The sequence below is a fragment of the Sporosarcina cascadiensis genome, assembly GCF_009650995.1.
Classification (GTDB): Bacteria; Bacillota; Bacilli; order Bacillales_A; family Planococcaceae; genus Sporosarcina; species Sporosarcina cascadiensis.
Map to the genome: position 1 here is coordinate 63,334 of NZ_WHVV01000011.1, position 23,147 is coordinate 86,480.

At 49.9% G+C, this 23,147-nt stretch carries 21 protein-coding genes; 3 read left to right on the forward strand and 18 right to left on the reverse strand.

Features of this window, described 5'->3' with window-relative positions; all coding sequences use genetic code 11:
* Positions 1-2: 2 nt before the first annotated feature.
* The 6 genes from GDZ68_RS12635 to GDZ68_RS12660 all read right to left on the reverse strand — a co-directional run bounded on the left by GDZ68_RS12635 (position 3) and on the right by GDZ68_RS12660 (position 4,189).
* Positions 3-509 (reverse strand): flagellar protein FlgN, encoded by a 507-nt coding sequence (locus tag GDZ68_RS12635; protein ID WP_153722665.1) that lies wholly within the window; start codon positions 507-509, stop codon positions 3-5.
* Positions 510-527: 18 nt separating this feature from the next.
* A complete protein-coding gene (flgM, locus tag GDZ68_RS12640) occupies positions 528-797 on the reverse strand; it encodes a flagellar biosynthesis anti-sigma factor FlgM (RefSeq protein WP_153722666.1) in 270 nt (89 codons plus the stop codon).
* A gap of 130 nt (positions 798-927) precedes the next feature.
* Positions 928-1,341, reverse strand: coding sequence for a TIGR03826 family flagellar region protein (locus tag GDZ68_RS12645; protein ID WP_153722667.1), 414 nt, complete (start codon positions 1,339-1,341; stop codon positions 928-930).
* A gap of 6 nt (positions 1,342-1,347) precedes the next feature.
* Positions 1,348-1,962, reverse strand: coding sequence for a ComF family protein (locus tag GDZ68_RS12650; protein ID WP_153722668.1), 615 nt, complete (start codon positions 1,960-1,962; stop codon positions 1,348-1,350).
* Positions 1,959-3,329 (reverse strand): DEAD/DEAH box helicase, encoded by a 1,371-nt coding sequence (locus tag GDZ68_RS12655; RefSeq protein ID WP_194841153.1) that lies wholly within the window; start codon positions 3,327-3,329, stop codon positions 1,959-1,961. Before GDZ68_RS12655 ends, GDZ68_RS12650 begins: the two co-directional genes overlap by 4 nt.
* An 11-nt stretch (positions 3,330-3,340) precedes the next feature.
* Positions 3,341-4,189 (reverse strand): DegV family protein, encoded by an 849-nt coding sequence (locus tag GDZ68_RS12660; protein WP_153722710.1) that lies wholly within the window; start codon positions 4,187-4,189, stop codon positions 3,341-3,343.
* A 130-nt stretch (positions 4,190-4,319) separates the two neighbouring features.
* On the opposite strand from GDZ68_RS12660, the gene GDZ68_RS12665 reads away from it, so the two are divergent.
* Entirely contained in the window at positions 4,320-5,096 is a 777-nt protein-coding gene (locus GDZ68_RS12665; protein WP_153722669.1) for an enoyl-CoA hydratase-related protein, read from the forward strand.
* 282 nt (positions 5,097-5,378) lie between these two features.
* Here GDZ68_RS12665 and GDZ68_RS12670 read toward each other — a convergent pair whose 3' ends face one another.
* A complete protein-coding gene (locus GDZ68_RS12670) occupies positions 5,379-5,774 on the reverse strand; it encodes a flagellar protein FliS (protein WP_153722670.1) in 396 nt (131 codons plus the stop codon).
* Between the two features lie 114 nt (positions 5,775-5,888).
* Between GDZ68_RS12670 and GDZ68_RS12675 the strand changes: the two genes are divergently transcribed.
* Positions 5,889-6,698: a flagellin gene (locus GDZ68_RS12675; protein ID WP_153722671.1), complete on the forward strand. Its 810-nt coding sequence runs from the start codon at positions 5,889-5,891 to the stop codon at positions 6,696-6,698.
* 20 nt (positions 6,699-6,718) lie between these two features.
* Here GDZ68_RS12675 and GDZ68_RS12680 read toward each other — a convergent pair whose 3' ends face one another.
* The 10 genes from GDZ68_RS12680 to GDZ68_RS12725 all read right to left on the reverse strand — a co-directional run bounded on the left by GDZ68_RS12680 (position 6,719) and on the right by GDZ68_RS12725 (position 20,915).
* Positions 6,719-7,012, reverse strand: coding sequence for a late competence development ComFB family protein (locus GDZ68_RS12680; protein ID WP_153722672.1), 294 nt, complete (start codon positions 7,010-7,012; stop codon positions 6,719-6,721).
* A gap of 158 nt (positions 7,013-7,170) precedes the next feature.
* Positions 7,171-8,616, reverse strand: coding sequence for an aspartate ammonia-lyase (gene aspA / locus GDZ68_RS12685; RefSeq protein ID WP_153722673.1), 1,446 nt, complete (start codon positions 8,614-8,616; stop codon positions 7,171-7,173).
* Positions 8,617-8,707: 91 nt separating this feature from the next.
* Positions 8,708-10,678 (reverse strand): S9 family peptidase, encoded by a 1,971-nt coding sequence (locus GDZ68_RS12690; protein ID WP_153722674.1) that lies wholly within the window; start codon positions 10,676-10,678, stop codon positions 8,708-8,710.
* Positions 10,679-10,966: 288 nt separating this feature from the next.
* Complete coding sequence (locus tag GDZ68_RS12695; protein ID WP_228551098.1) at positions 10,967-12,655, reverse strand: methyl-accepting chemotaxis protein; 1,689 nt, start codon at positions 12,653-12,655, stop codon at positions 10,967-10,969.
* Between the two features lie 392 nt (positions 12,656-13,047).
* Positions 13,048-14,601 (reverse strand): fatty acid--CoA ligase family protein, encoded by a 1,554-nt coding sequence (locus GDZ68_RS12700; protein WP_153722676.1) that lies wholly within the window; start codon positions 14,599-14,601, stop codon positions 13,048-13,050.
* Between the two features lie 808 nt (positions 14,602-15,409).
* Complete coding sequence (locus tag GDZ68_RS12705; RefSeq protein ID WP_153722677.1) at positions 15,410-17,344, reverse strand: FtsX-like permease family protein; 1,935 nt, start codon at positions 17,342-17,344, stop codon at positions 15,410-15,412.
* Positions 17,316-18,107 (reverse strand): ABC transporter ATP-binding protein, encoded by a 792-nt coding sequence (locus GDZ68_RS12710; RefSeq protein WP_228551095.1) that lies wholly within the window; start codon positions 18,105-18,107, stop codon positions 17,316-17,318. The genes GDZ68_RS12705 and GDZ68_RS12710 overlap by 29 nt, the downstream gene beginning before the upstream one ends.
* Complete coding sequence (locus GDZ68_RS12715; RefSeq protein ID WP_153722678.1) at positions 18,076-19,110, reverse strand: sensor histidine kinase; 1,035 nt, start codon at positions 19,108-19,110, stop codon at positions 18,076-18,078. The genes GDZ68_RS12710 and GDZ68_RS12715 overlap by 32 nt, the downstream gene beginning before the upstream one ends.
* Complete coding sequence (locus tag GDZ68_RS12720) at positions 19,110-19,808, reverse strand: response regulator transcription factor (protein WP_153722679.1); 699 nt, start codon at positions 19,806-19,808, stop codon at positions 19,110-19,112. The genes GDZ68_RS12715 and GDZ68_RS12720 overlap by 1 nt, the downstream gene beginning before the upstream one ends.
* A gap of 114 nt (positions 19,809-19,922) precedes the next feature.
* Complete coding sequence (locus tag GDZ68_RS12725) at positions 19,923-20,915, reverse strand: lipoate--protein ligase (RefSeq protein ID WP_153722680.1); 993 nt, start codon at positions 20,913-20,915, stop codon at positions 19,923-19,925.
* Positions 20,916-21,124: 209 nt separating this feature from the next.
* Between GDZ68_RS12725 and yhfH the strand changes: the two genes are divergently transcribed.
* Entirely contained in the window at positions 21,125-21,250 is a 126-nt protein-coding gene (gene yhfH / locus GDZ68_RS12730) for a protein YhfH (RefSeq protein ID WP_153722681.1), read from the forward strand.
* A 467-nt stretch (positions 21,251-21,717) separates the two neighbouring features.
* Here yhfH and hemY read toward each other — a convergent pair whose 3' ends face one another.
* Positions 21,718-23,136: a protoporphyrinogen oxidase gene (hemY, locus tag GDZ68_RS12735; RefSeq protein WP_194841155.1), complete on the reverse strand. Its 1,419-nt coding sequence runs from the start codon at positions 23,134-23,136 to the stop codon at positions 21,718-21,720.
* Between the last annotated feature and the right edge of the window lie 11 nt (positions 23,137-23,147).

Here is a 23,147-nt window from a genome sequence, read left to right on the forward strand (position 1 = left end):
CCTTAAGCTTGGGAGTCGAAGGATGAGAGCTTTGGTTTGGCTCCTTGCTGCGACTGCCCTTGTACTTCGTTTTTTGAGTAGTTGACGGATTCCGGACGCGGACGGATCATGTCCAGCGATAGATTCACGAATTGAAGCGATTGGTACGTCATTTGCTGATTGAGTTCGTTTTGCTGTTTCAACGCATGAATCGCATGCAGGAGACGGTCCTTCGCCTCTGCCAACGGTTGTTTGTCCGGTTCGTCCGCCAGTTCGATCAGTTGCGTCATCGTCGGTTCAGCAGAGACTGGACTTCCTTGTTCAGTCAGGTACTGCTTCACGGCTTTTACGCGGTTTTGGTCCATTTGCACGATGGCGGCAAGATGCGCCTGCTCCTCCTTCAACAGCTGATCAATTCCGTCGATGTCTCCGCTTTTCAGCAGTGCCGTCTTGTCGTTGGACAGTCGAAGCAGGCTCGTATGCAGTTGTTCGAGATGATTGAGCATTGTCAAAATTGGTTCGATGGACATGTGGTTTCCTACTTTCTCTTACAGCTTATTGAAATAAGACAGCATGCTGGAAGCGAGTTTATCCGCGTCCACTTGATAGTCGCCGGACTGTACTTGCGCTTTCAGTTCCTGTACGCGCTGCTGGCGTGCCGTTTCCACCGGTGAAGCAGCGGACAGCTTTTTCGCTTCTGATGAAATCTCCAGTTTGTCAGTCTTCATTTCCTGTGTTTGCTTCGCTTGATTGACTTTCATTTGCTGATTGCGGTAGGGATTAACCGACTGTGTGTTTTGAATTCCATCCAGTTTCATAGGTGTCGCTCCTTTCGTTTTTGCACTTTTATTTAGCCTTATTCTTTATTTCGGCAGATTTCCGATAATATTTAGGGGCTTTGGTACGAAAAACAGCGTGCAGTACGAACTGCTCGCTGTTTTTCCTCACTTACGGTCTTTTTTGCGCGTGATAGGTACCGCGTTCCTGTTCCGCCATCGCATCCCGCAGTTCCTGTGCCGCTTCGATCGTATTCAGGTCTTTTTTAATTTCATCCGTACATTTTGCACACAGCTTGCCGCTGCTCGTCAGCGCGCCGCATTTATCGCACGGATAGCCGAGGTTTGGAAATAAAGCGGGCTGCAGTCTGCCTTTGCGCACCCATTTATGCAGCAGGCTTTCCGTCACGCCTGTTGCCTCGACAATGCGGTCGATATTCGCTGCACGGTTTTCCCGTTTGCGCAGGAACCGGTAGACCGTTTCGTACATTTTCTCTTCACTCACCGCGCAATTCGCGCACACTTCACGGATTCCCGTATAATTGAAAAATTCGCCGCAGCTCGGGCAATTTTTGAGTTCTGCCATATCTGATCACTTCTTTCCTGTAGGTCTGAATAAAGTCACCGCTTCTACACGTGCCGCACCCGCCAGCTTCAGCGTCCGGGCCGCGTGCTGCAGCGTGGTGCCCGTCGTGAAAATATCATCGACGAGCACGATGGCTTCCTTATTGGGTATATCGGCAGTCACCGCAAATAATTCAGTCATCGCCAGACGTTCCGCACGGGATTTTTCGCCCATGACCGATTCCGTAGTTTTCTGCAGCAAGTTTTCGTATGTCACGCCTGCCGCATCTAGCAATGCATCGACTTGCGCGAACGTGCGCTTTCGTTTATTCCGCGCATGCATCGGAATCGGCACGACGACTTTTTTCGAATCATTCAGTGCACCCCGGAGATCATCCGCAAACACCGCAGCGAGCGCAATGTCCTGCAGAAATTTGAATTGATGCAGAAACTCCCTCGCCGCTTCATTATATGCATACAGCGAATGAACAGAATCGAGCCATTCGGTTTCTTCCCGGCTGTCGATCCGTTCAAATGAATTCCGGCACGGCAGGCAGATGGCAGTCGTTTTCGCGATGCCGAGCAGCTGCTGCCAGGTCGGCTGGTCGTCAAGCGGTTTATCGCAGATCAGGCAGCCGTTCATAGCGGTACCTCGGTCTTGTTGAGCTTGCAGATTTCCCGTTTTGCTTCGTCCATTGCGCTCGTAACGCCTTGGTGGAACAGCACGAAATCACCCGACGTATGAGGCACCGACCGTCCGACTCTGCCGCCGATCTGGATGAGCGCGCCTTTATTGAAAATGGTCTGTTCGGCACCGACGACCGCTACCTGCACATTCGGAATCGTGATGCCGCGCTCGAGAATCGTGGTGGTCAGCAAGCCCGGAATCTCTTTCTTTCGCAGCAGCTGCACACGCTCTTTGCGGTCTGCATGCTCTGCGTGAACGGCGCAGATCTTCCCGTCCAGCTGCTGAAACAGCGGTTCCGCCAGCTCCATCAGTTCGATCTGATGAAAGAAGATAAGGAACGGCTGCCCGTTATTCAGACAGTTTTGCGTCCAGTCGAGCAGTTTCTTCGGAATACGCTTCTTTTTGAGCTGCTTGTCGTAATTCCACAGCGCTTCATGGCGGGGCACGGGCAGCGGCTGTCCATGATAGCGCCGGGCCAGCAGCGAAATATTGCCTTGCTTTTTATTCATCGCAAGCAGCTGAGCAGATGGCGTCGCCGTGACGAAATGAATCGGCGAATTTGGTTTCGCCGCTTTCCTCACTGCCTGCTGCAACGTTTCTTCTGCGGTATAGGGAAATGCGTCCGCTTCGTCTACAAACACGGCGTCAAATGCTTCGTGAAAGCGGTACAGCTGATGCGTCGTCGCGAGAATGAGCTGTGCGTCAAACCGCTCTACTTCTGCCCCGCCGTACAGCGCTTCCACAATGGTGTCCGGAAAAGCCGCCTGCAGTCTCGGCAGCAGTTCTAGAATAACATCCACTCTCGGCGCTGCCAGACAGACGCGCTTGCCTTCCTTCAATAGATAGTGAATCGGCTGGAACAGCATTTCCGTCTTGCCCGAGCCGCATACGGCATACAGCAGATGCGAAACACTTTGCTTCGTGCTTTCTAGCAGTTCACCTGTCGCCTTCTGCTGCGCAGGCGTCAGATTGCCTTGCCAGTTCATCCGGTGTTCTGTCGGAAACAGCGGTGCCTCTCCCGTCCAGATCACTAATTCCGAACAGCAGGACACACGCCCCATGTTCAGGCAGTGGCGGCAATAGGCACACGGCGCTTCACACTGCGCACACTGGAATACTGTGAATCTCATCTGATTTTCATTGAGACAGCGGTTGCATGTATAGTGCTTACCGTGCCATGTTGTTTTCACTTTGACACCTTTTATTTGCTGTATCGAACGTTGCTGTATTGCTTCGTCAATCGCCTCTTGCGGAAACGGCAGTAACTGACGCAGCCAGATGCGGCCCGCCAAAAATTGCCGGATTTCTTCGTTAGCGGCCATACGGTTCCTCCTCAGGTTCCGCGCCGTTTCACCCAGCCGAGTCCCATCGCCCCTTCGCCGAGGTGGGTGCCGATGACCGGACCGAAATGGCTCACGGTGAAATCGACGTTCGGATGTTTTTTCTCCAAGATTTCTTTCCATTCGACTGCTTCTTCGTAACGGTTCGCATGGATGACCGCCGCATCCAGCAGCTGGTCTTTCGCGTCTTCCGCCAGCAGATCGGCAATGCGTTTCATAGCTTTCTTCGACGTGCGGATCTTCTCGAACGGCACGATGACTTTGTCTTCAAAATGCAGGATCGGCTTTACTTGCAATAGCCCGCCAACAAGTGCCTGCGCGCCTGAAAGCCGTCCGCCGCGCTGCAGGTGAGACAGGTCGTCCACCATGAAATACGCTTTCAATGTCTTCTTCATTTGATGAAGCTCTTCGATAATCTCATGCGGGTGTCTGCCTTCATTCGCCAGCTGGGCTGCACGGACGACGTAAAACCCTTGCGGATACGCCGAAATTTCCGAATCAAACGGAAGCACTTCGATATCGCCGACCATTTCCCCGGCCTGCACCGCGCCCATATACGTGCCGCTGATGCCGCTCGATAAATGAATGGAAATGACCGCGTCGTAGTCTTTCGAGAGTTTTTCGTACAGTGCTTCAAAATCGCCGATCGCCGGCTGGGAAGTTTTCGGAAGCGGACCTTTGCCGCGCACAAGATCATAGAATGCACCGGTCGTCAGATCCACGTCTTCTTTGAATGCCTTGCCGTCAATCGTCACTAATAAGGGGATGGTGTGGATGCCAAGCTCTTCTTTTATATCATCCGGCACATAGGCCGTGCTGTCTGTCACAATCACTGTTTTCAACATGATCAACTCCTGTCCCCTATTCTACCTGAAATCGCCACAATTGGCATCTGTGAATATTAAATATACAGGCCGCTCCCTGTCATGCTATCGTGTAAATAGACGAATTATTTTGAAAGGGGTTTTGATTATGCAGGACATCCAGTACGAACAAAGAAATTCGGTCGCGTATATAACACTCAACCGGCCGGAAGCAATGAATGCTTTCAACTTTAATTTGCTGATGGAGCTTGGGCAGGTGGTGGAGGGAATTCGAATAGATCCGGATATCCGTGCAGTTGTGATTACAGGCAGCGGAGATCGTGCGTTCAGCGTCGGAGCCGATTTGAAGGAACGTAAACTGCTGACGGAAACGCAAGTACGCCGGAATCTGAATAAAATTGGCGATGTCTTTACGATGATCGACCAGCTGCCTCAGCCGACCATTTCGTTGATCAACGGCTTTGCATTCGGCGGCGGAATGGAATTGGCGCTTGCCTGTGATTTCCGGATCGCTGCCAATGAAGCAGTGATGGGCTTGACGGAGACCGGGCTTGCGATTATTCCGGGAGCCGGCGGAACGCAGCGGCTGCCGCGGCTGATCGGCGAAGCGAAGGCGCTCGAACTGATTTTGACAGCGCGGCGGCTCGATGCGGAAGAAGCATTCGCATACGGCCTGCTGACACAGCGCGCGCCGGCTGATTTATTGGAAGAAGTCGCAGATGCATTTGTCGCTTCACTGCTCGCGAACGGACCGATTGCGCTGCAGCAGGCGAAATTCGCGATTAAACAGGGAATGAATGTGGATCTGCAGACGGGGCTCGCGATCGAGCGCAAAGCATATGAAATGACCTTGCCGACGGAGGATCGCGTGGAAGCGCTGAATGCATTTGCGGAGAAGCGGAAGCCGGTGTTCAGGGGGAGGTAATTGTTTTCTACAGGCTATGAGCATAGGGGCGGTGTGTATGATCACTTGTGCAGCGGGTATGATCACGCGCGGGAGCTGAATGAGCGGCTGGCCCGGATGTATGATCACGTGTGCGGAGTTAATGATCACGCGTGGGCATTGTATGATCATTTGGCCGGTGGATTGGTTCGGTGTGCCGTGTGGCCGGGGTGTTTTGGTGCGGCGGAGGACCCGTTTCGCGCGGTCAGCAGCTATTTCTGCGCGCACGCAAAAAAAAGCCGCCCGGTACCCGCGCCGGACAGCTTAAAATGAATTTGAATATCGTTTGTTCCGCTGATTGTGGCTGGCTTCGCTCCAGGCGTCTTCCAGCTGATCGATCTGCCGGCGGATGTCCGGCAGCAGCTCAAACTGCTTATGTAATTGCACAGCGACCAGGCTTTGATTGATCACGACGTAATTCAGCAGCAGCCGCTTGCCTTCTTCGCTGTGGTGATCCACTACTCCCATCAGTTCGAACAGCACGTACTGCAGCTTTTTCAGCGGCTCTGCGACGTCGGGATTTGCGACCTGTTCTGTCGCCGCCTGGATATCTGCCAGCAGACTGCCCATTTCATTGAGCAGCTGGACGATCAAGTCGATGGTCGGCGTCGTGGTGCTTGCGGTATTCTGATAGACTTCGATCGCACGTTTTACGTACATGCGGCTCACTCCAAATGTTTTTCTTTTATTATCGGACGTTTCGATTGATTTTGAAGAAACCGGACCGATATAAAGCGTGATGCACTAAAAGAAAAAGCTAAAGTGGGTGAAGGGATGCGAATACACAGCTCTGAAAATATTGCGTTTTCGACGAATCGTGCGCAAAGGAATGCGACGGACATTGAAAAGACGCTGCTGAAACTCGGCAGTGGATCAAAAGTGGCAAAGGGAAGTCAAAATGCTTCCGGTCTCGCTATTTCTGAGACGATGCGTGCTCAGATCCGGGGACTTTCCCAGGCGCAGCGCAATATGCAGGACGGACTATCCGTGCTCGAAGCTTCGAATGAAGGATTGAATAATGTCACGAACCTGCTGCAGCGTGCGCGTGAAATGGCCGTGTCGGCAGCAAACGGCACACTGACCGATTCCGACCGCGAAGCAAGCAGTCTCGAATTGGAGCAGATCAAGGAAGCCATCAACGACACAGCCGGCAAACTCGAGTTCAATACGAAGAAGATTCTTGGCGAAGACAAAGCTTTGATTCTGCAGGTCGGTGCGAATCCAGGACAACAGATGACAATCGGCAATATTGATGTCAGCACGAAAAAGCTCGGCCTTGACGGTACTTCAATTTCGACACGCGAAGATGCTGAAAAACTGATTTCGACTATCGACAAAGCGATCGGTACGATTACCGGTCATTTGACGAAAGTCGGGTCGGAGATGGAAGCGATTGAACACCATCTGACGAATGCGTTAGTGTTTGAAGGCAACTTAACAAAGTCGCTTTCATTGCTGGCGGATACCGATATGGCGGAAGAAATGATGAATTTCGTTCAGCAGGATATCCGGCAAAAAGGCGATCAGCTGCTGATTAAGACAGTGAACAGCAATTTGCAGGATGTACTTTCTCTTTTAAAGTAAGCATAGAAAAAACCTTCCAATTACTGATTGGAAGGTTTTTTCATGTTATCGCACCGCGGGTTTGCGCCCACGACACCGGCAGCCCATGCCACTTTTGTCATAATCGCCGTGGCACCTTGGCGGTCGGCTTGGTGAACGGCTCGTATGTAGGCACTGTTTGCTTCGTCGACGATGTATTGGGCAGGCAGTTTATTGAGCGTCATCGCCAGCACGTCGCTCATGCAGTGATCGCATGTGCACGACATATTCAGCTGAGATTTATACTCCTTCAGCACTTCCTGAACCACAATCTCCATCACGTTTTGCACTTTCATATTCTCTACCCCTTAGCAGACTTCCCTCCGTTACCTGCATGGGAAGTTAATGTGACGCTATTCTTGCGGGTCTGGCCTAAGCCAATCGAACAGTGCAGGCGCAACGGCGGCGTAAGGCAATCCCCCAAGCGCCGAAGCAACTTTCTTTGCACTACTTATTATTTCGACAAAATAATCTTTTTCTTTAGTAAATCTTTACCTGAAATTCCAGGCTTCGTCATTTCGAACGGATGCAGGATCAGATCTAGCTCCTCTTCCGTCAGTACTTTTCTCTCAATACACAGCTCACGGATCGACTTATTTGTCAGCAGAGCTTCTTTTGCAATCTGCGACGCCACTTCATAGCCGACGTGCGGATTGATCGCCGTGATGACGCCGATGCTCTTCTCGACATACTCTTCCAAATGCTCCACATTCGCTTTAATTCCGTCCAGGCAATAATCGCGGAATACTTCAAATACATTCGTCATAATTTTCAATGACTGCAGCAAATTAAACACCAGCACCGGCTCCATGACGTTTAATTCGAACTGGCCGGCTTCTGAAGCAAGCGCGATCGTCGTATCGTTTCCGACTACTTGGAACGCGACCTGGTTCATGACTTCGGCCATAACCGGATTCACTTTACCCGGCATAATGGAAGATCCAGGCTGTCTTGCCGGCAATGAAATCTCTGATAAACCAGTGCGCGGGCCTGACGCCATCAGACGCAGGTCGTTACAGATTTTAGACTGGTTCAGCATCGTGCCGCGGAGCGCAGCCGATACTTGTACGTAAGAGTCGGTATTTTGCGTTGCATCGACTAAGTGAGTGGACGATTTTAATTCGAATCCGCTGTTTTCGGATAAGTATTCTGCCACCTTTTCAATGTATAACGGGTCCGCGTTCAAACCAGTACCGACGGCTGTCGCACCCATATTGATTTCGTATAAGTAGACGCGTGACACACGGATGCGTTCGATATCGCGGCGAAGCACCATTGCATAGGCTTCGAATTCCTGACCGAGACGGATCGGAACCGCGTCCTGCAAATGTGTGCGCCCCATTTTCAAAACGGACTGAAATTCGATTGATTTTTTCAGGAACGTCTTATGGAGTGATTCCATCACACCGATCAGTTTATCCACTTTGACGAGTGTCGCGATGTGGATCGCTGTCGGGAACGCATCGTTTGTCGACTGCGCCATATTGACGTGCGAGTTTGGACTGATAATGTCGTAAGAACCCTTCGCGTGGCCGAGAATTTCAAGCGCCCGGTTTGCGATGACTTCATTTGCATTCATATTGACGGATGTACCTGCACCGCCTTGAATCGGATCGACTAGAAACTGATCACGCAGCCCGCCGTTCATCACTTCTTCGGACGCCTGGATAATCGCTTCTGCGAGATTTCCATCCAGCTGGCCGATATCGCGGTTGGCCTGTGCAGCTGATTTTTTCACGATCGAAATCGCACGGATCAAATCGCTGTTGATGCGGTAGCCGGTAATCGGAAAGTTTTCAGCAGCGCGCAGTGTCTGAATTCCATAATAAGCGTTTTGCGGCACTTTCTTTTCTCCAATAAAATCCTTTTCAATACGGTACAACAATTCCTCTTCCATCATGCAGAACCTCTTCTCAAGTATTTTTCTTATATTTAGACCTGCAGAACGCCCAGATGCGTTTCGACAGGTTTTTTTACTCTTTCATCTTACCTCAAAGATAACGTTCAAACCACCCAATAATTTCTTCCAACCTGGCGACACGTAAATTCGGTTTGCCGGTCCTTGACAAATTATGGTCAGATTCAGGAAAACGGACGAATTCCGTCTCTTTGCCTAAACTTTTCAGCGTAATATACAACTGCTCCGCCTGCTCGATCGGACAGCGGAAATCCTTTTCCGAATGAAGAATCAATAGAGGCGTTTCGATATTTCCGGCATATTTCAGCGGCGAATGTTTCCATAACTTTTCGGGATCGTTCATATCTGCATCGAGCTGCCAGTCCGTGAAAAAATAACCGATGTCCGACACGCCGAAAAAGCTGATCCAGTTGCTGATGGACCGCTGGGTGACCGCCGCTTTGAAACGATTCGTCCGACCGACAATCCAGTTCGTCATGAAGCCGCCGTAACTGCCGCCCGCCACGCCGAGCCGCGTTTCGTCGATCCACTTTTCATTCGCAAGGACTGCGTCCACGCCAGCCATCAAATCCTCATAATCACCGCCGCCATAGTCGCCGCGCACGCCGTCGACATGAGCCTGGCTGTAGCCGTGGCTGCCGCGGGGATTCATGTACAGTACGCCATAACCGCTGCCGGCGAGCACCTGCAGTTCATGGTAATACGTATGGCCGAACATCACATGCGGACCACCGTGGATTTCGAGAATCAGCGGATACTGTTTACCTTCTTCATAGTCTGCCGGTTTCAGCAGCCATCCATGCACGTCCTCGCCATTATTTGTAAACTGCACCGCTTGCGGCTCAACAGGCTGTACTTTTTTCAGCCAATTTTCATTGAATGAAGTCAGCACTTGCCGTTCACCCGTCGCAATGGTCTGTTTATACAATTCACCCGGATTCGTCGCCGTGCTGACCGCAATCAGCGCGAATTCACCGTTCGCCGCCACGTCATAGCCATGCACATGCTCGTCTTCGCCTGTCGCCGGATACATGGCCCCGTCCAGAGTTGCCGCGTATAACCGCACATCCCCCATGACAGATAACTGGAAATAAAGCTGCTCGTCATCGGTCCAGACCACACCCGGCGCAGAAGCCTGCTGCAAATGGTCGGCTGCCGCGTGATCCCCGACCGGCGCATCGATTCCTGCCGTCAAGTTCATCGTGCTGCCGTTTGATTGGTCATAAATGAAGACATCCGGCTGCGTAAAGTTTTTATAGGTCAGATCGCTGCCGACGTACGCAATATACCGGTCGTCTTTTGAAAAATGGACATCGCCGAAAAAACCTTGCTCATCGGCCAGCAGCGTTTCTTCCCTGCTTTCAATATCCACGATCAGCAGCGGCAAACTGAAATCATAATCCACATTTTCATTCCGGTTGACGCTGATGACCAGCTGTTGGCCGTCATGTGACACCGCTTCTAATGAATGGTCAAATGGCGCTGTGGTGAAATTCGAAACACTGTTCGTTGCGATATCAATGAAGCCAATCTGCGAAAACTCCTCTTGCGGCAACACACCTATGCCGTCTGTTTTATAGTTCATTTTCGTCACACGGACAGGCTGCGGCAGTTCGTCTTTTTCTTCTTCCGTCGAAGCAAATGTCTCGCCCGTCTTCACACGGCCGCTGAACCAGATTTTCTGTCCGCAAGGCGACCATTCGAATGAATCGACGCCATTTTTGCAATCAGTCAGCTGCCTCGCTTCCCCGCCCGCCGCCTGCATGACGTACAGCTGATTTTTCTCCGTACGATCGGAAAGAAATGCGAGCATCTTGCCGTCCGCAGACCATTTCGGCGCACTCACTTGCTGCTTGCCGAATGTCCACTGCGTCACATCATTCGTCTGCAAATCGATGTGGTGGATTGCGGAACGATAGTCATTGTCCTCTTTATTCACTTGCGTCACGAGGAACACCGCTTCTTTTTGATTCGGCGCGAGCACAGGACTCGTCACCGATTTTGTTTCGAATAAATCCTCCAGTATTACGGACCGTTTTTCCATTCCATCACTCCTGCCTTTATATGAGGTTTTATCTACAGTATACGCTTCTAAACCATAACAAGTTTACGCGGGGTTTGGCAATTAAGAGCGTGCGCAAAAGCCCGGGAAGCCATGATTCCCGGGCTGACTCTGTACTTTTTTGCCGGATGATCATTGAACTCCCTGGCGTGATCATTACATCTGCACGTGTGATCATACTCACCTGATGTCCGCTCATAGCCCGCCTGCGCGTGATCATAACACCGGGCCAAGTGATCATACCCCTCCATCAAACGCTCATTCATCCAATTAAATCTTAAACACCGCAATCATTTTCTGCAGTTTTTCCGCCATATCACTCAGCACATTTGACGTATGCGACATTTCCGCCATCGACGCATTCTGCTCTTCAGCCGCCGCCACGATATCCTGCGCGCTGTCTTCCATTTTCTCCGACATATGCGCCGCGTCATCCGACAATGCTTTCACCTGCTGAATCGCCTGATGAATTTCTTCGCTCAGGCTCGCGATTTCAACAGACTGCTGCGAAACTTCCCGGATTTGATTCGAAATTTGACGGAAGTTGTCTCCGGACTCATTAATCATCGTGATGCCGTCCTGCACGAATGCGGAGGACGTATCCATCGCGTTCATGGCCCCGCCGACTTCGCGCTGAATTTCTTCAATTAAAAGTGTGATATCTTCCGCTGCTTTTCCGGAACTGGATGCAAGGTTCCGCACTTCATCCGCCACGACCGCAAACCCTTTGCCGTGCTCCCCTGCCCGCGCCGCCTCGATTGCCGCGTTCAAAGCCAGAAGATTAGTCTGCTCTGCAATGCCAGTGATCAGCGCGACAATTTTGCCGATTTCCGCCGATTTATTCTGCAATGAATGAACGACCTGCCCTGTCTGCTCTGTCGACTGCTGGATGTCATCCATCTTTTGAACCGTAGAATCCATCATTTCCATTCCACGCTGCGTGATATCTGCCGTTTCAATCGACAACGCGGAAACCCGCTGGATGCTGTGGACGGTCTGCCCGATATTTGCAGCGATTTCATCGACAATCTGACTGCTCTTCTTCGCGTCATTCATTTGCTCGGTCGCATTATGCGAGACGTCGATGATCGAATCGGTGATCTGATCGGACGCCGCAGACGTTTGATTGGCACTTTCCGCAAACTGAATCGAGTTTTCAGCCAATGTTTCCACATGCCGATGCAGATCCGTAACCAGTGAATGCAGACTTTTCGTCATATCATTGAAATGCACTGTCAGTTTCCCAATTTCATCATCCGACTGCACCTGTACTGCGGGAACCGTCAAATCCCCCTGCGCCATCAGTGCCACCTGATCCGACAGCTGAACAATCGGCGTTTTAATGGTCCGCAGCAAATAGCGGATTCCGACTAATGAAATAAGTATAGCCAGCAATGTGCCGGCAAGCAATATCCAAATCAGCGTTGTGTAAAGCTGATCGCCCTGCTGTTCGATTGACTGCAGTTCTTTTTCGTGCAGCGTTGCGAGTTCGGCAAGCTGTTCTTCGATGGATGAAATTGTCAAAATGGCATCATAAGACTGCACGACCGCTTCGTCTTCATTCCCCGTATTGCTCAGACGCAAAATTTCTTCAATTTGACTGTAGAATATGCCCCACTCTTCTTCCACCTGCTGAAATAACGCATTTTCAGCAGGCGCCATCAAAAGCTGATCGTAGATTTGCAGTTCCTCTTCAATTTCTACGCGCTCCGCTACAATATCTTCCGAGTACTTCTTTTTGAATTCTTCTTTTTCGGATAAAATATGCCGCTGCGCTTGCGCCATTACTTGCTGAACCTGCAAATTCAATTGCCCGATCTGCTCTTTTTTCGGTATAATTTCTTTATTGATCGTCGTCGTATTCTGATTTAATTTATAGGTGCTGAATATTCCTGTCGCACTCATTCCCAGAATCAGTATCATCATTAACGTGAAAATCACGATAAATTTCTTCTGCACATTCAACGCCATCATCCCCTCGCTAGCTTTTTCTCTTTACTATCGGTTATTTTGCACAAAATTACAAGATACGACAGAACAAAAAAAGAGCGGGTGCACATCAAACAGGCACTCGCTCTTTTGCATATAGAAAATAGACGTTTCGTGCAGTTTAAACACGCTGCGGCGCTGGGGGATTGCCTTGCGCTATGAGCCTATTGGCGAAGAACACGCATCACTGCCTTAATTTCTGCAAAGAGCGCAAAAATACGGCAAAGCGAACCCTTCGCTGTTCGCTTGGCTCACCGCGGGCCCGCAAGACACGCGTCCGCCTGGAACGCAGGGAAACGGTATCTTCCCGCTTACTACCTTTAATGGAATCAACTCTTAAGTATAAGTTTTGTCTAGGAGCCTTAATGTTTCACCTGATCTTTCAATGAACGGCGAAGGATTTTTCCTGTCGTATTTTTAGGCAGTTCATCAAGGAACTCAATGGACTTCGGCACCTTGTACTTCACCAGACGCTTTGCACAGAATGCCTGCAGCGATTCTTCTGTCGCTTCAGAACCTTCTTTCAGCACAACATAAGCCTGTACCTCTTCACCAAAGTTCACATCCGGCACACCAATAACAGCTGCTTCGATAATATCGCGGTGGCTGAACAATACCTCTTCCACTTCACGCGGATACACATTGAAGCCTCCTACGATGACCATATCTTTTTTGCGGTCTACGATATAAAAGTAACCGTTTTCATCGCGCCGTGCAAGATCGCCTGTGTACAGCCAGCCGTCACGGATTGCGACTGCCGTTTCTTCCGGCAGCTTATAATAGCCCTTCATGACGTTTGGTCCGCGGACAATCAATTCGCCGACTTCATTGTCAGCAACTTCCTCGCCGTTTTCATCGACGACTCTGTTTTCAACATTCATGATATTCATTCCGATGGATCCCGGTACACGGTCACGGTCCAGCGGGTTGAAGCATGTAACCGGCGACGCTTCCGATAGTCCATAGCCTTCCGAAACGCGGACTTGGAATTTTTCTTCAAACTCATGAAGCAATGAAACGGGCAGTGAGGATCCCCCGGAAATCGACAAACGAATCGTTTCGAAGTCTTCTGTCTTGCCTTCCGGGAATTGGTACAGGAAATTGTACATTGTAGGCACGCCGGCAAAGACTGTCGCTTTCTGCTCGCGGATCAATTGGAAGATTTCCCCCGGGCTGAAACGCGGCTCAAGTAAAATGGTTGCGCCTTTTACTAACGGTGCGTTCGCTACTACTGTCAATGCGAATACGTGGAATAAAGGCAGAGTCGCAACAATTTTATCACTTTCATCGAATCCCAGATAGTTGCCGACGTCACGCGCATTAGAGTAAATGTTCTTGTGTGTCAGCATTGCGCCTTTCGGATGTCCGGTAGTTCCGGATGTGTATAAAATGATAGCGGTTTCATCTTCATCAGCTTCAAACATCTCTGTCAAAGGAGTTGCATTTTTCATCAGAAATATAAACGGTTTCACTTTTGTCTTAACGGAATCGGGCAGTGCTTGAATTTTCTCGCCTGCATCCGGGCTCATTTCGCAGACTATATAGTGTTCAATTGTAGGGAAAGCCTGGCTTGCCACTTCTACCAGCGGCAATAGCTGATCGATCGCAATGACTGCTTTGGCATCACTGTTTTCCAAAATGAAGGAGATTTCATCAGGTGTATACAGCGGGTTAATCGGCACAGCAGTCGCTCCGATGCGCATGGTTGAGTAAAGGGAGATTAGGTAATGGGGCGTGTTTCCTAATAAAAAGGCCACTTTGTCCCCTTCATTGACTCCTAAGTTTTTCAGTGAGGAAGCAAACATCGAAACTTGCATGTCGAATTCTGCATAGGTCGTGTCTTTGCCCATGAAGTGATAGGCGGCTTTATCGGGTTTTGTCTGAGCTGTCTGGTGTACGCTAGTAACTAAATTCATCGTTTCATCTCCTAAGTAATGAATGAGTAACCATTCAGTATTTCATTCATTATACTGATAAAACAATAGTGGCGCAACCGAATACTGAAAGTTTTGTAGTTTTGGTGTCGGATTTTCAGATGTGGTAAGTGGAAGGATGCTGTTTCCCTGCGCTTCAGATGGACGCTTTCCGGAGGGCCCTCGGTGAGCCAAGCGAACAGCGAAGGGTTCGCTTGGCCGTATTTTTGCGCTCTTTGCAAAAATTAAGGCAATACATTGTAACTTCTGAACGCTATTTTCGCTCCGCTCCCTTTAATTGTCTCATCCTATCGGGCTGATCCTCCCGGAGTCGCCATCTTCCGCTCCGGTACACTGGCTGGTTTTTCAGGACTTTTTATTTGGATAGCAGTATGAGCATGCTGTCTGTTTCTTTTACACTGGTTATGGTGTTCATGCAATACCCGCAGGAACTTTGCTAATGAGCCATGAATACTTGATATACTACGAGATTCCCTAAACTTCTCAGATTTTAGACAGCTATCATACACTTATAAAGTACTTACGCAAGAGATGTAGGATTGAAGCGGAGAGCGGGGCGACTCCTGCGGGAATAGCATGAGCTGGAGACCCCGCAGGAGCGCAGCGACGAGGAGGCTCCAGCCATGCCCGCGGAAAGCGTCCCCGCACGCAGCGAAAGCCGTAACGAAGAACGGCTTTTGCGAGTAAAAGCGAAGCGTTAGGAGCACATCTTTGCTTTAAATCCCTTGCCACGTACCCGCTACACTATCTTATAACTCCATAAAAGTCGTAACACGAAAAAAACACCCACTTAAGAAGTAGGTGCCTTGATATGTGAAATATAGCGCCAGCGGATGAGGTAGAAGTAGAGCACCTGCATCAGCGCAAAGCCCGCCAGCACCAATGTTAACTCCTTCACTATCGAAATCTCCGCCAGCGCCTCCCAGATCACCTGCAGTGACAGGAAGGCGAAAACGCTATGGATGAACGACACGCCCCACGGAAAGAAAAACTGCGGGATTAACTGGCGGTTGACGATCTTCTTGAACTCGCGGTCCGTCATGCCGATCCGCTGCAGCACCGCATACTGCCTGCGGTCGTGGCTGAGTGACGTGTACAGCCGGAAATAGATAAAGCTGCCGGATGCGAGGAAAAATACGCCCGCCAGCAACAGTCCAATGAACAGCAGCAGCGAGAACGTCATCCGGATATGAGAATAATTCAACCCCGGATTCTCAAACTCAAAACGCACCGGGTCCCGGTCATCCAGCATCAGCCCCGCCAGCACCTGGGCATTAATCGACAATCCGATATCTTTCGTCTTCTGCCATTCATTCACATTGAATGCGTAATACGTAAAGGATAAAGCCGAGCCTTTCGTCTGCTCTTCCACCCGGTCAAAATCCAGATGATTGAGCACGATGGTGTTGAGTCCCATCGCGTTGGGTGGGAATAATTTATACGGATAAACGCCTTCAACATTTAGCAGCAGATTGCTTTCCGCAAGCTTTGTACTGACGGTGGTATTCGACAGCTGCCCGGCAGCGGATGCACTTGCCGGCAGGAACATCGCATGCCCCTGCTCCAGCTGAAGCGGTTGCTGGCCGAATGAAGCGGCGAGCTCATTAAGATCCGCCAGCCTGACAATATTGACGCTGTTCTGCGTATAGGAAGACTGCTGTTCGAGAACCCGGAAACGCACAGCAAAGTAATCCAGGTTTTCCTGCTCCAGTTCACTTGTCAGCTGCGCGATATGGCGGTGTTCAAATTCATTATGCGGCAGACTTTTGTACACCAGCCCGAGCGGATTCACTTCCCTGTACTGAGAGGCGAATGACGTCAAGGAAGCCAGGATTCCGACGGACATAAAAGCAATCGTCGAGACAATCGTGACAATGAAAAACATCCGCGCATTTTCTTTCAGACGCACGATGCTTTCTGAGATGGAAATCATCCAGAAATCACGCCAGAAAATATTCTTGCGGCTGCGCAGCGTATGCAAAATGAGCGGCAGTGTATCTGTAAAGAAGAAGTACGTGCCAAACGTAATAAGCGGCGGCAGCAGGAAAAACAGGCTCAGTATGCTTGAGCGTGAGACGAAAGCGGCCATCGCATAAGCCAGCACCAGCAAAATCACGCCGAAAATGCCGCGGCTTTTTGAATACATATAAACCGACTGGACTGCCGTATCGCCGTGCAGCAGATCGGAAATCTTTCCCTGCTGAATGAATACCGGCGCAATATAGGAAATGATGGCGAACAAACTGAGGAACGCCCCCATCGTCAGTCCAAATGGTTTCCATGACAGATAGAGCGGCAGCACCGGAATCTGCACAATTGCTTTCACAATCATGAAAAAGAATTTCGAGAACATAAAGCCAATGAAAATCCCCGTTAAAATCGAAGCGAAACCGAGCAGCATGGTCTCGATGAAAATGAGCCGGTGCAGCTGCCGTTTCGCCATGCCGAGCAATAACAGCACCCCGAACTCTTTCGATCGCGCCTGCAGAAAGGCCCGCATCGAGTAGAACAGGAAAAACAGCGTGAAGATGAACAAGACTAATTCGGCAATTCCCATTCCAAGTGCTGAAATTTCTTTCAAAAACGTATTTTCAATCGACGGGTGGAACAGCAGCATCGAATACAGGAAAAACACCATGACCGAAAACACACTGGCCATGAAAAATGCTGCGTACACCCGCCGATTCCGGACGACATTACGGTAAGCGAACTGACGAAAAGTCATTTACATTGCCTCCAAGTAATGACAGCACATTCAGGATGCGCTGGAAAAAAGTCTGACGGCGCTCGTCTTTATAAATTTCATTGAAAAATTCGCCGTCTTTAATGAACAGCACACGGTCGCAATAACTTGCGGCGATCGGATCATGTGTCACCATGATGATCGTTGTCTTTTCATGCTGATTAATATGTTCGAGCAGCTCGAGCACGTCTTTTGCCGATTTCGAATCCAGGTTTCCTGTCGGCTCATCCGCCAGTACAATGCTCGGCTGGTGAATCAGAGCGCGGCCAATTGCGGTGCGCTGCGCCTGTCCGCCAGACAATTCATCCGGACGGCGCTCCAAAATATCCTCCAGACGCAGTTTGCGCGCCATATCCTCTACTTTCGCTTTCATTTCATGGACAGGCAGACCGTCGAGCGTCAGCGGCAGCACTAGGTTTTCCTCCACTGTCAGCATTTGCAGTAAATTGATTTCCTGAAAGACAAAGCCGATCTGGCGCCTTCTGAACAGCGCAATTTCATTTTGACTGAGTGTTTCGGGTTCGACGCCGCCAATGAGAATTCTGCCGTACGTCGGAATATCCGTCGCCATCAGCAAATTCAAAAGTGTCGTCTTGCCACTCCCAGAAGGTCCCATAATCGCGACAAATTCGCCTTCCTGCACGTCAAAATCCAGTTGATTCAGCGCGCGGTGCATCACTTTGCCTTCGTAGATTTTCGTGACTTCCTCCATCTTAACGACCGGTTTCCTCATTTGACCGTTCATTCGGCTGTTCACCCGCCTCTCCGTCTGTAAATAATAGGGCCACCGTCGTACCTTCCCCTTGCTTCGATGAGATCGTCAGTTCATGGCCTAAACGCTGACAGACTTCTGACGCAATATAAAGACCCATCCCGGTAGATTCACCGGACAGCCGGCCATTTTCTCCCGTGAAGAACGCCTTCGTCACCCGGTGCAGATCGGACGCGGGAATGCCTATTCCTTCATCCGTAATCTCGAGCAGCAGGCCGTCCGTTCGCTGATTGGCCGTTACATAGATTTTCTTGCCTTTTTCAAACGTATATTTTACCGCATTTGTGATAAATTGATTGAGCATGAATTTGATCCATTTATGATCGGTCGCGACCGTCAGCTGCTCGTCTACATTCAGTACTGGAAATAAACCGTTCGCAATGAACAGCCGCTTATTTTCATTCAGCACTTCCTGCAATAAAGTCCTTAACGGCAGTCGCTCGATCTGCATATCGTCCTCAAACGTTTCAAGCCGTGCATTCACCAGGACGATTTCGAGACCCAAACGGATCCTTTCGACTTCCTGCCCGACACTTTTCTTGTCTACTTCCTCTTCCTGCAGCAGCAAATTAATGACCGAAATCGGCGTTTTCATTTGATGCACCCACTGATTCATGAAATGCAAGTGGCGGTGCTGGACATTATACAGATTCTGGACTTCATGCTGATACAGGCGGTACAATTCGCGCGTGAATTCCGTCGTCTTGCGGTTTTCCGGCGTCAGTACATGCCGGATGAGCGCATCTTCCATTTTCTGCGGCTTGTCTACAATCGCTGCATAGAACGACCGCCGCATAATAAATTTTCCCGTCAAATAAAAAGCAGTCAGCAGCATACTCATCGCCACTGAATAAATGGCGGTGTTCGGATTCCTAAAACCATCCAGCCAGTACAGCAGCAAAATGAACAGTACCAGTCCTACCTGAAACAGCATGAACGGGACATGTTCTTTAACGAACAGCATAACCGCTTTCATTACGCTTCAGACTCCGGTACAAATCGATAGCCTGCGCCGCGGACTGTTTCAATCCACGAGCTCACATCGTAATCCGACAGTTTCTTGCGCACCCGCGCCATATTGACGTTGAGTGTGTTTTCATCGACAAACGACTGATCATCCCATAATTCTTCCAGCAGCCGCTCCCGCGAAACCACTTTCGGCGACTCGCCCATCAATAATTCCAGAATGACACATTCCTTTTTCTGCAGCGGAATCTCTTCGTCGCCCTTTTGCAGCGCCATCCGCTCTATGTATAATGTCAAATCTCCGGACACGATGATCCGTTCCGATTGATTCGGCGAATATTCCCCCACCGAACGCCGCAAATGACTTTTAATTTTCGCCAGCACAATCTCATAATGAAACGGTTTCGTAATGAAATCATCTCCGCCATTTTCCAGCGCAAATACCTGATCCATATCACCCGACCGTGCCGAAATGAAAATGATCGGACACATCGTATGCTGCCGAAGCTGGCGGCACCAGTAGTAGCCGTCGTAAATCGGCAGGTTAATATCGAGCAGCACCAAATGCGGATTATACGCCGTGACTTCCTCCACCACTCTGTCGAAGTCTTCTATAATGGCCACTTCATACTGATACTTCTCGAGCGTCCCCGCCAGCAGCTGTGCAATTTTCTGATCATCTTCCACAATGAAAATCCGATGTTTCACCGCAATCCCCCACTTTCCTGTTGCTATAAGTATAACGTATTTAGCCGTCCGGATAAATTCAGACCCTTACTCGAAAAAAGCGCATGCCCCGAAAGACACGCGCTCCTGTTCTCCTTAATAAATCAAACCGACAAACTCGTCCAGCTGAATACCGCCTAAAATCTTCTCGACATCCATTGATTCCAGAGCTTCTGTAATCGCCTGACGCTCGTACTTCACGCCAATTAATTTCTGTTCAATCTCCTGCACTTCCCCGACGCCGAAAAAGTCACCGTAAATATGTATATTTTCAATGATTCCTTTTTCCACATGCAAGCGCACATCGATGCCGCCGACAGGAAAACGTTTCGACTGCTGGACATTGAATTTCGGTGAGCGCCCGTAATTCCAGTCCCAGTTGCCATAGCGTTCTGCCGACAGCTCATTAATTTTATTCCAGTCTTCATCCGTCAGTTCACGGTATTCAATATGTTCTTCGCCGTCGAACATCGAGTTGAGGATTTCCTGTCTGAACTGCTCAATTGAAATCGGCTCTTCCAGGAACTCCGAAATATTCGCTACACGGCTGCGAATGGACTTAATGCCTTTCGACTCGATTTTATCTTTCTTCACTTTCAGCGAGTTGACGACGCCTTCCATGTCTGTATCAAACAGCAAAGTTCCATGACTAAACATCCGGCCGCCCGTTGCAAACTGTGCATTGCCGGAAATTTTCCGGCCGTCGATCAGAATATCATTGCGCCCCTGCAATTCCGCTTTAACACCCATTTTCGCCAGCGCATCTGTTACAGGCTCCGTAAACTTCTTGAAATTACGGAAGGACTCGCCGTCGTCTTTCGTAATAAAACTGAAATTCAGGTTGCCGTGGTCATGGTACACCGCCCCGCCGCCGGACAGCCTGCGCACCACATGGATTCCTTCGCTGTCCACAAACTCTGTATTGATTTCTTCAATTGTGTTCTGATTCTTGCCGATAATGATGGACGGTTCGTTGATATAGAACAGCAAGTACGAATCCTTGTCCACATCCATCGTCTGCAGCACATATTCCTCAATCGCCAGGTTAATCCGCGGATCTGTAATGCCTTTATTATCGATAAACTTCATATTTGCACACTCCTCACAATTTTGTCACATTTATTTTTAATGAATTCTCACAATTCAGAACCTCTAAAACCTCACTGAAGCGCGTCACGAAAGGCCTGAATCCAGTTTAACAGAAATTTATGGCGAGTGTTGACTTTTACACCCTGTTATAATACACTATGAATATAGCAAGGAGTTATACAACAACAACCAAAGGGGATGTATATATTATGGTAGAAAGTATTGTAGAGTTTTTCAGAAACTTGCCGGCGAAGGTTTGTGTAACATGTGGAAACGACATCGAAGAGCAGCACGAGTGCTACTCTAATCACTGTGATCACTGCAACGTAAAATAAATAAAACTTTCATTCGGCGGATATTTCGATATTCGCTTTTTTTTATGCCTAAATTCAGCGCCAGCGCGCGAAAACTGTGCACTGCCGCGCGAAACAGCGGCGGCAGCGAGCGAATCATTCATTCAACCGCACCTAAAAGCCGCTGCCGCGAACCAAAGGCTGCGTTTGCCGCGCGTTACCGGCGTCATCGCGCGCCATTCACCCCGTTCTGCGAGCCAATCCGCTGGTCCACCGCACATTTAGCACAGGCTATGATCACCTGCGGGGCAGCATGATCACAGCGCCGGCGTCCATGATCACTCCGCAGACCCCAATGAGCGCACGGCCACTCTGTATGATCATTCCAGCACGGACTATGATCACCTGACACAATCCAATGATCATCCGGCCAAAAAACCAGAAAATGTCCAAACGAAAAAAGCTGTCCGGCAAGTCATCATTCAATGACTTGCCGGACAGCCTGGTTCTTATTCAGTAAAAAGCTGCGACAGTACATTCTCCATCGCCTCGACTCCCTGATCGATACAATCCGGCAAGCCGACGCCGTCATATGACGCCCCAGCCAGCTGTACCATCGGGAACTGCGTCTGAAGTTCCTGCCGTGCGCGAATAATCTTCTCTTTATGTCCGACCCGATACTGGGGCCGGTCATCTTTCCAGCGTGTGATCACACAGAATTCGGGCTGTCCTTCCAGGTCAAGAATTTGGCGCAGATCCTCCAAGACGATTTTCTCGATTTCGCTGTCCGGCAAATCAACGATCGCTTCTTCCCCTAGGCGTCCGACAAACGCGCGGATTAATACTTTATCATCTGGCGTTGTAGTCGGCCATTTGCGGTCAACGAGTGTGCACGCGGTAATCGAATAATTACTGCTGCGCGGCACAAGGAATCCCGTGCCGTCTATTTCACGTTTCATTGCTGCCTTTGGAAAACCGAGTGCTACCGTCGCGACAGAAGTCGTCGGGATCGTACCGAGTTCCTGCAATAAACCGTACGGCTCGAACAGCTGACTCGCAACGGAATGACTCGTGGCTAAAATGACGGCGTCCGCTTCTATCTGCTGCTGATCGCTCATCTTCAAAATGGCCCGGCCGTCTTGCTTGTTCAGCTTCATCACACGTGTGCCTTTTAAAATTTCCACATCAGCCAGCTGTTCTTCAAGCGCCTCCACTACCGATTCCAGTCCATTTCGGAACGTATGGAATGCTCCTGCCTTTTTGGAACTGTGGCTGTTTTTCTGCGGCAATTGTTTAGGCGTTGTTTTCTTCATGCCTACAATCAGGCTGCGATGCTTTTTTTCCACTTCATAGAATTGCGGAAACGTGGATTCCAGGCTCATTTGGTCAATATCGCCGGCATACACACCGGACAGCAGCGGCTCAATGAGATTTTCCACTACTTCTGTCCCGAAGCGGCGGCGGAAAAAGTGGCCCAGCGACTGATCGCCCGTTACTTCAGACCTCGGCAGCACAAAATCCCCTGCCGCACGAAGTTTGCCCGTCAGACTGAACAGCCCCGACGTAATGAAAGGTTTGATTTCTGTCGGTATGCCCATTACCGCACCCGCAGGAATCGGATGCATTTCATCCTGCAGTAAAATATAGGCCTGCCCTGTCGCATTTCGCACGAGCTGATCAGCGATGCCAAGATCCTCCGCCAGCTGATCAACACTTTTCTTACGGATCAGAAAGGAGTCGGGACCGCGTTCGATAATATAGCCGTCTCGACGGACTGTCTGGATTTTCCCGCCCAGTTCAGTTGACGCTTCAATCAAGGTAATATCAAGAGGATATCCTTGTTCTTCAGCTGCCTTCTGCATATAATAAGCCGCTGAGAGTCCTGTAATGCCTCCACCGATGATGACTGCTTTTTTTCGTTCACTCATGTCCTCCGTCA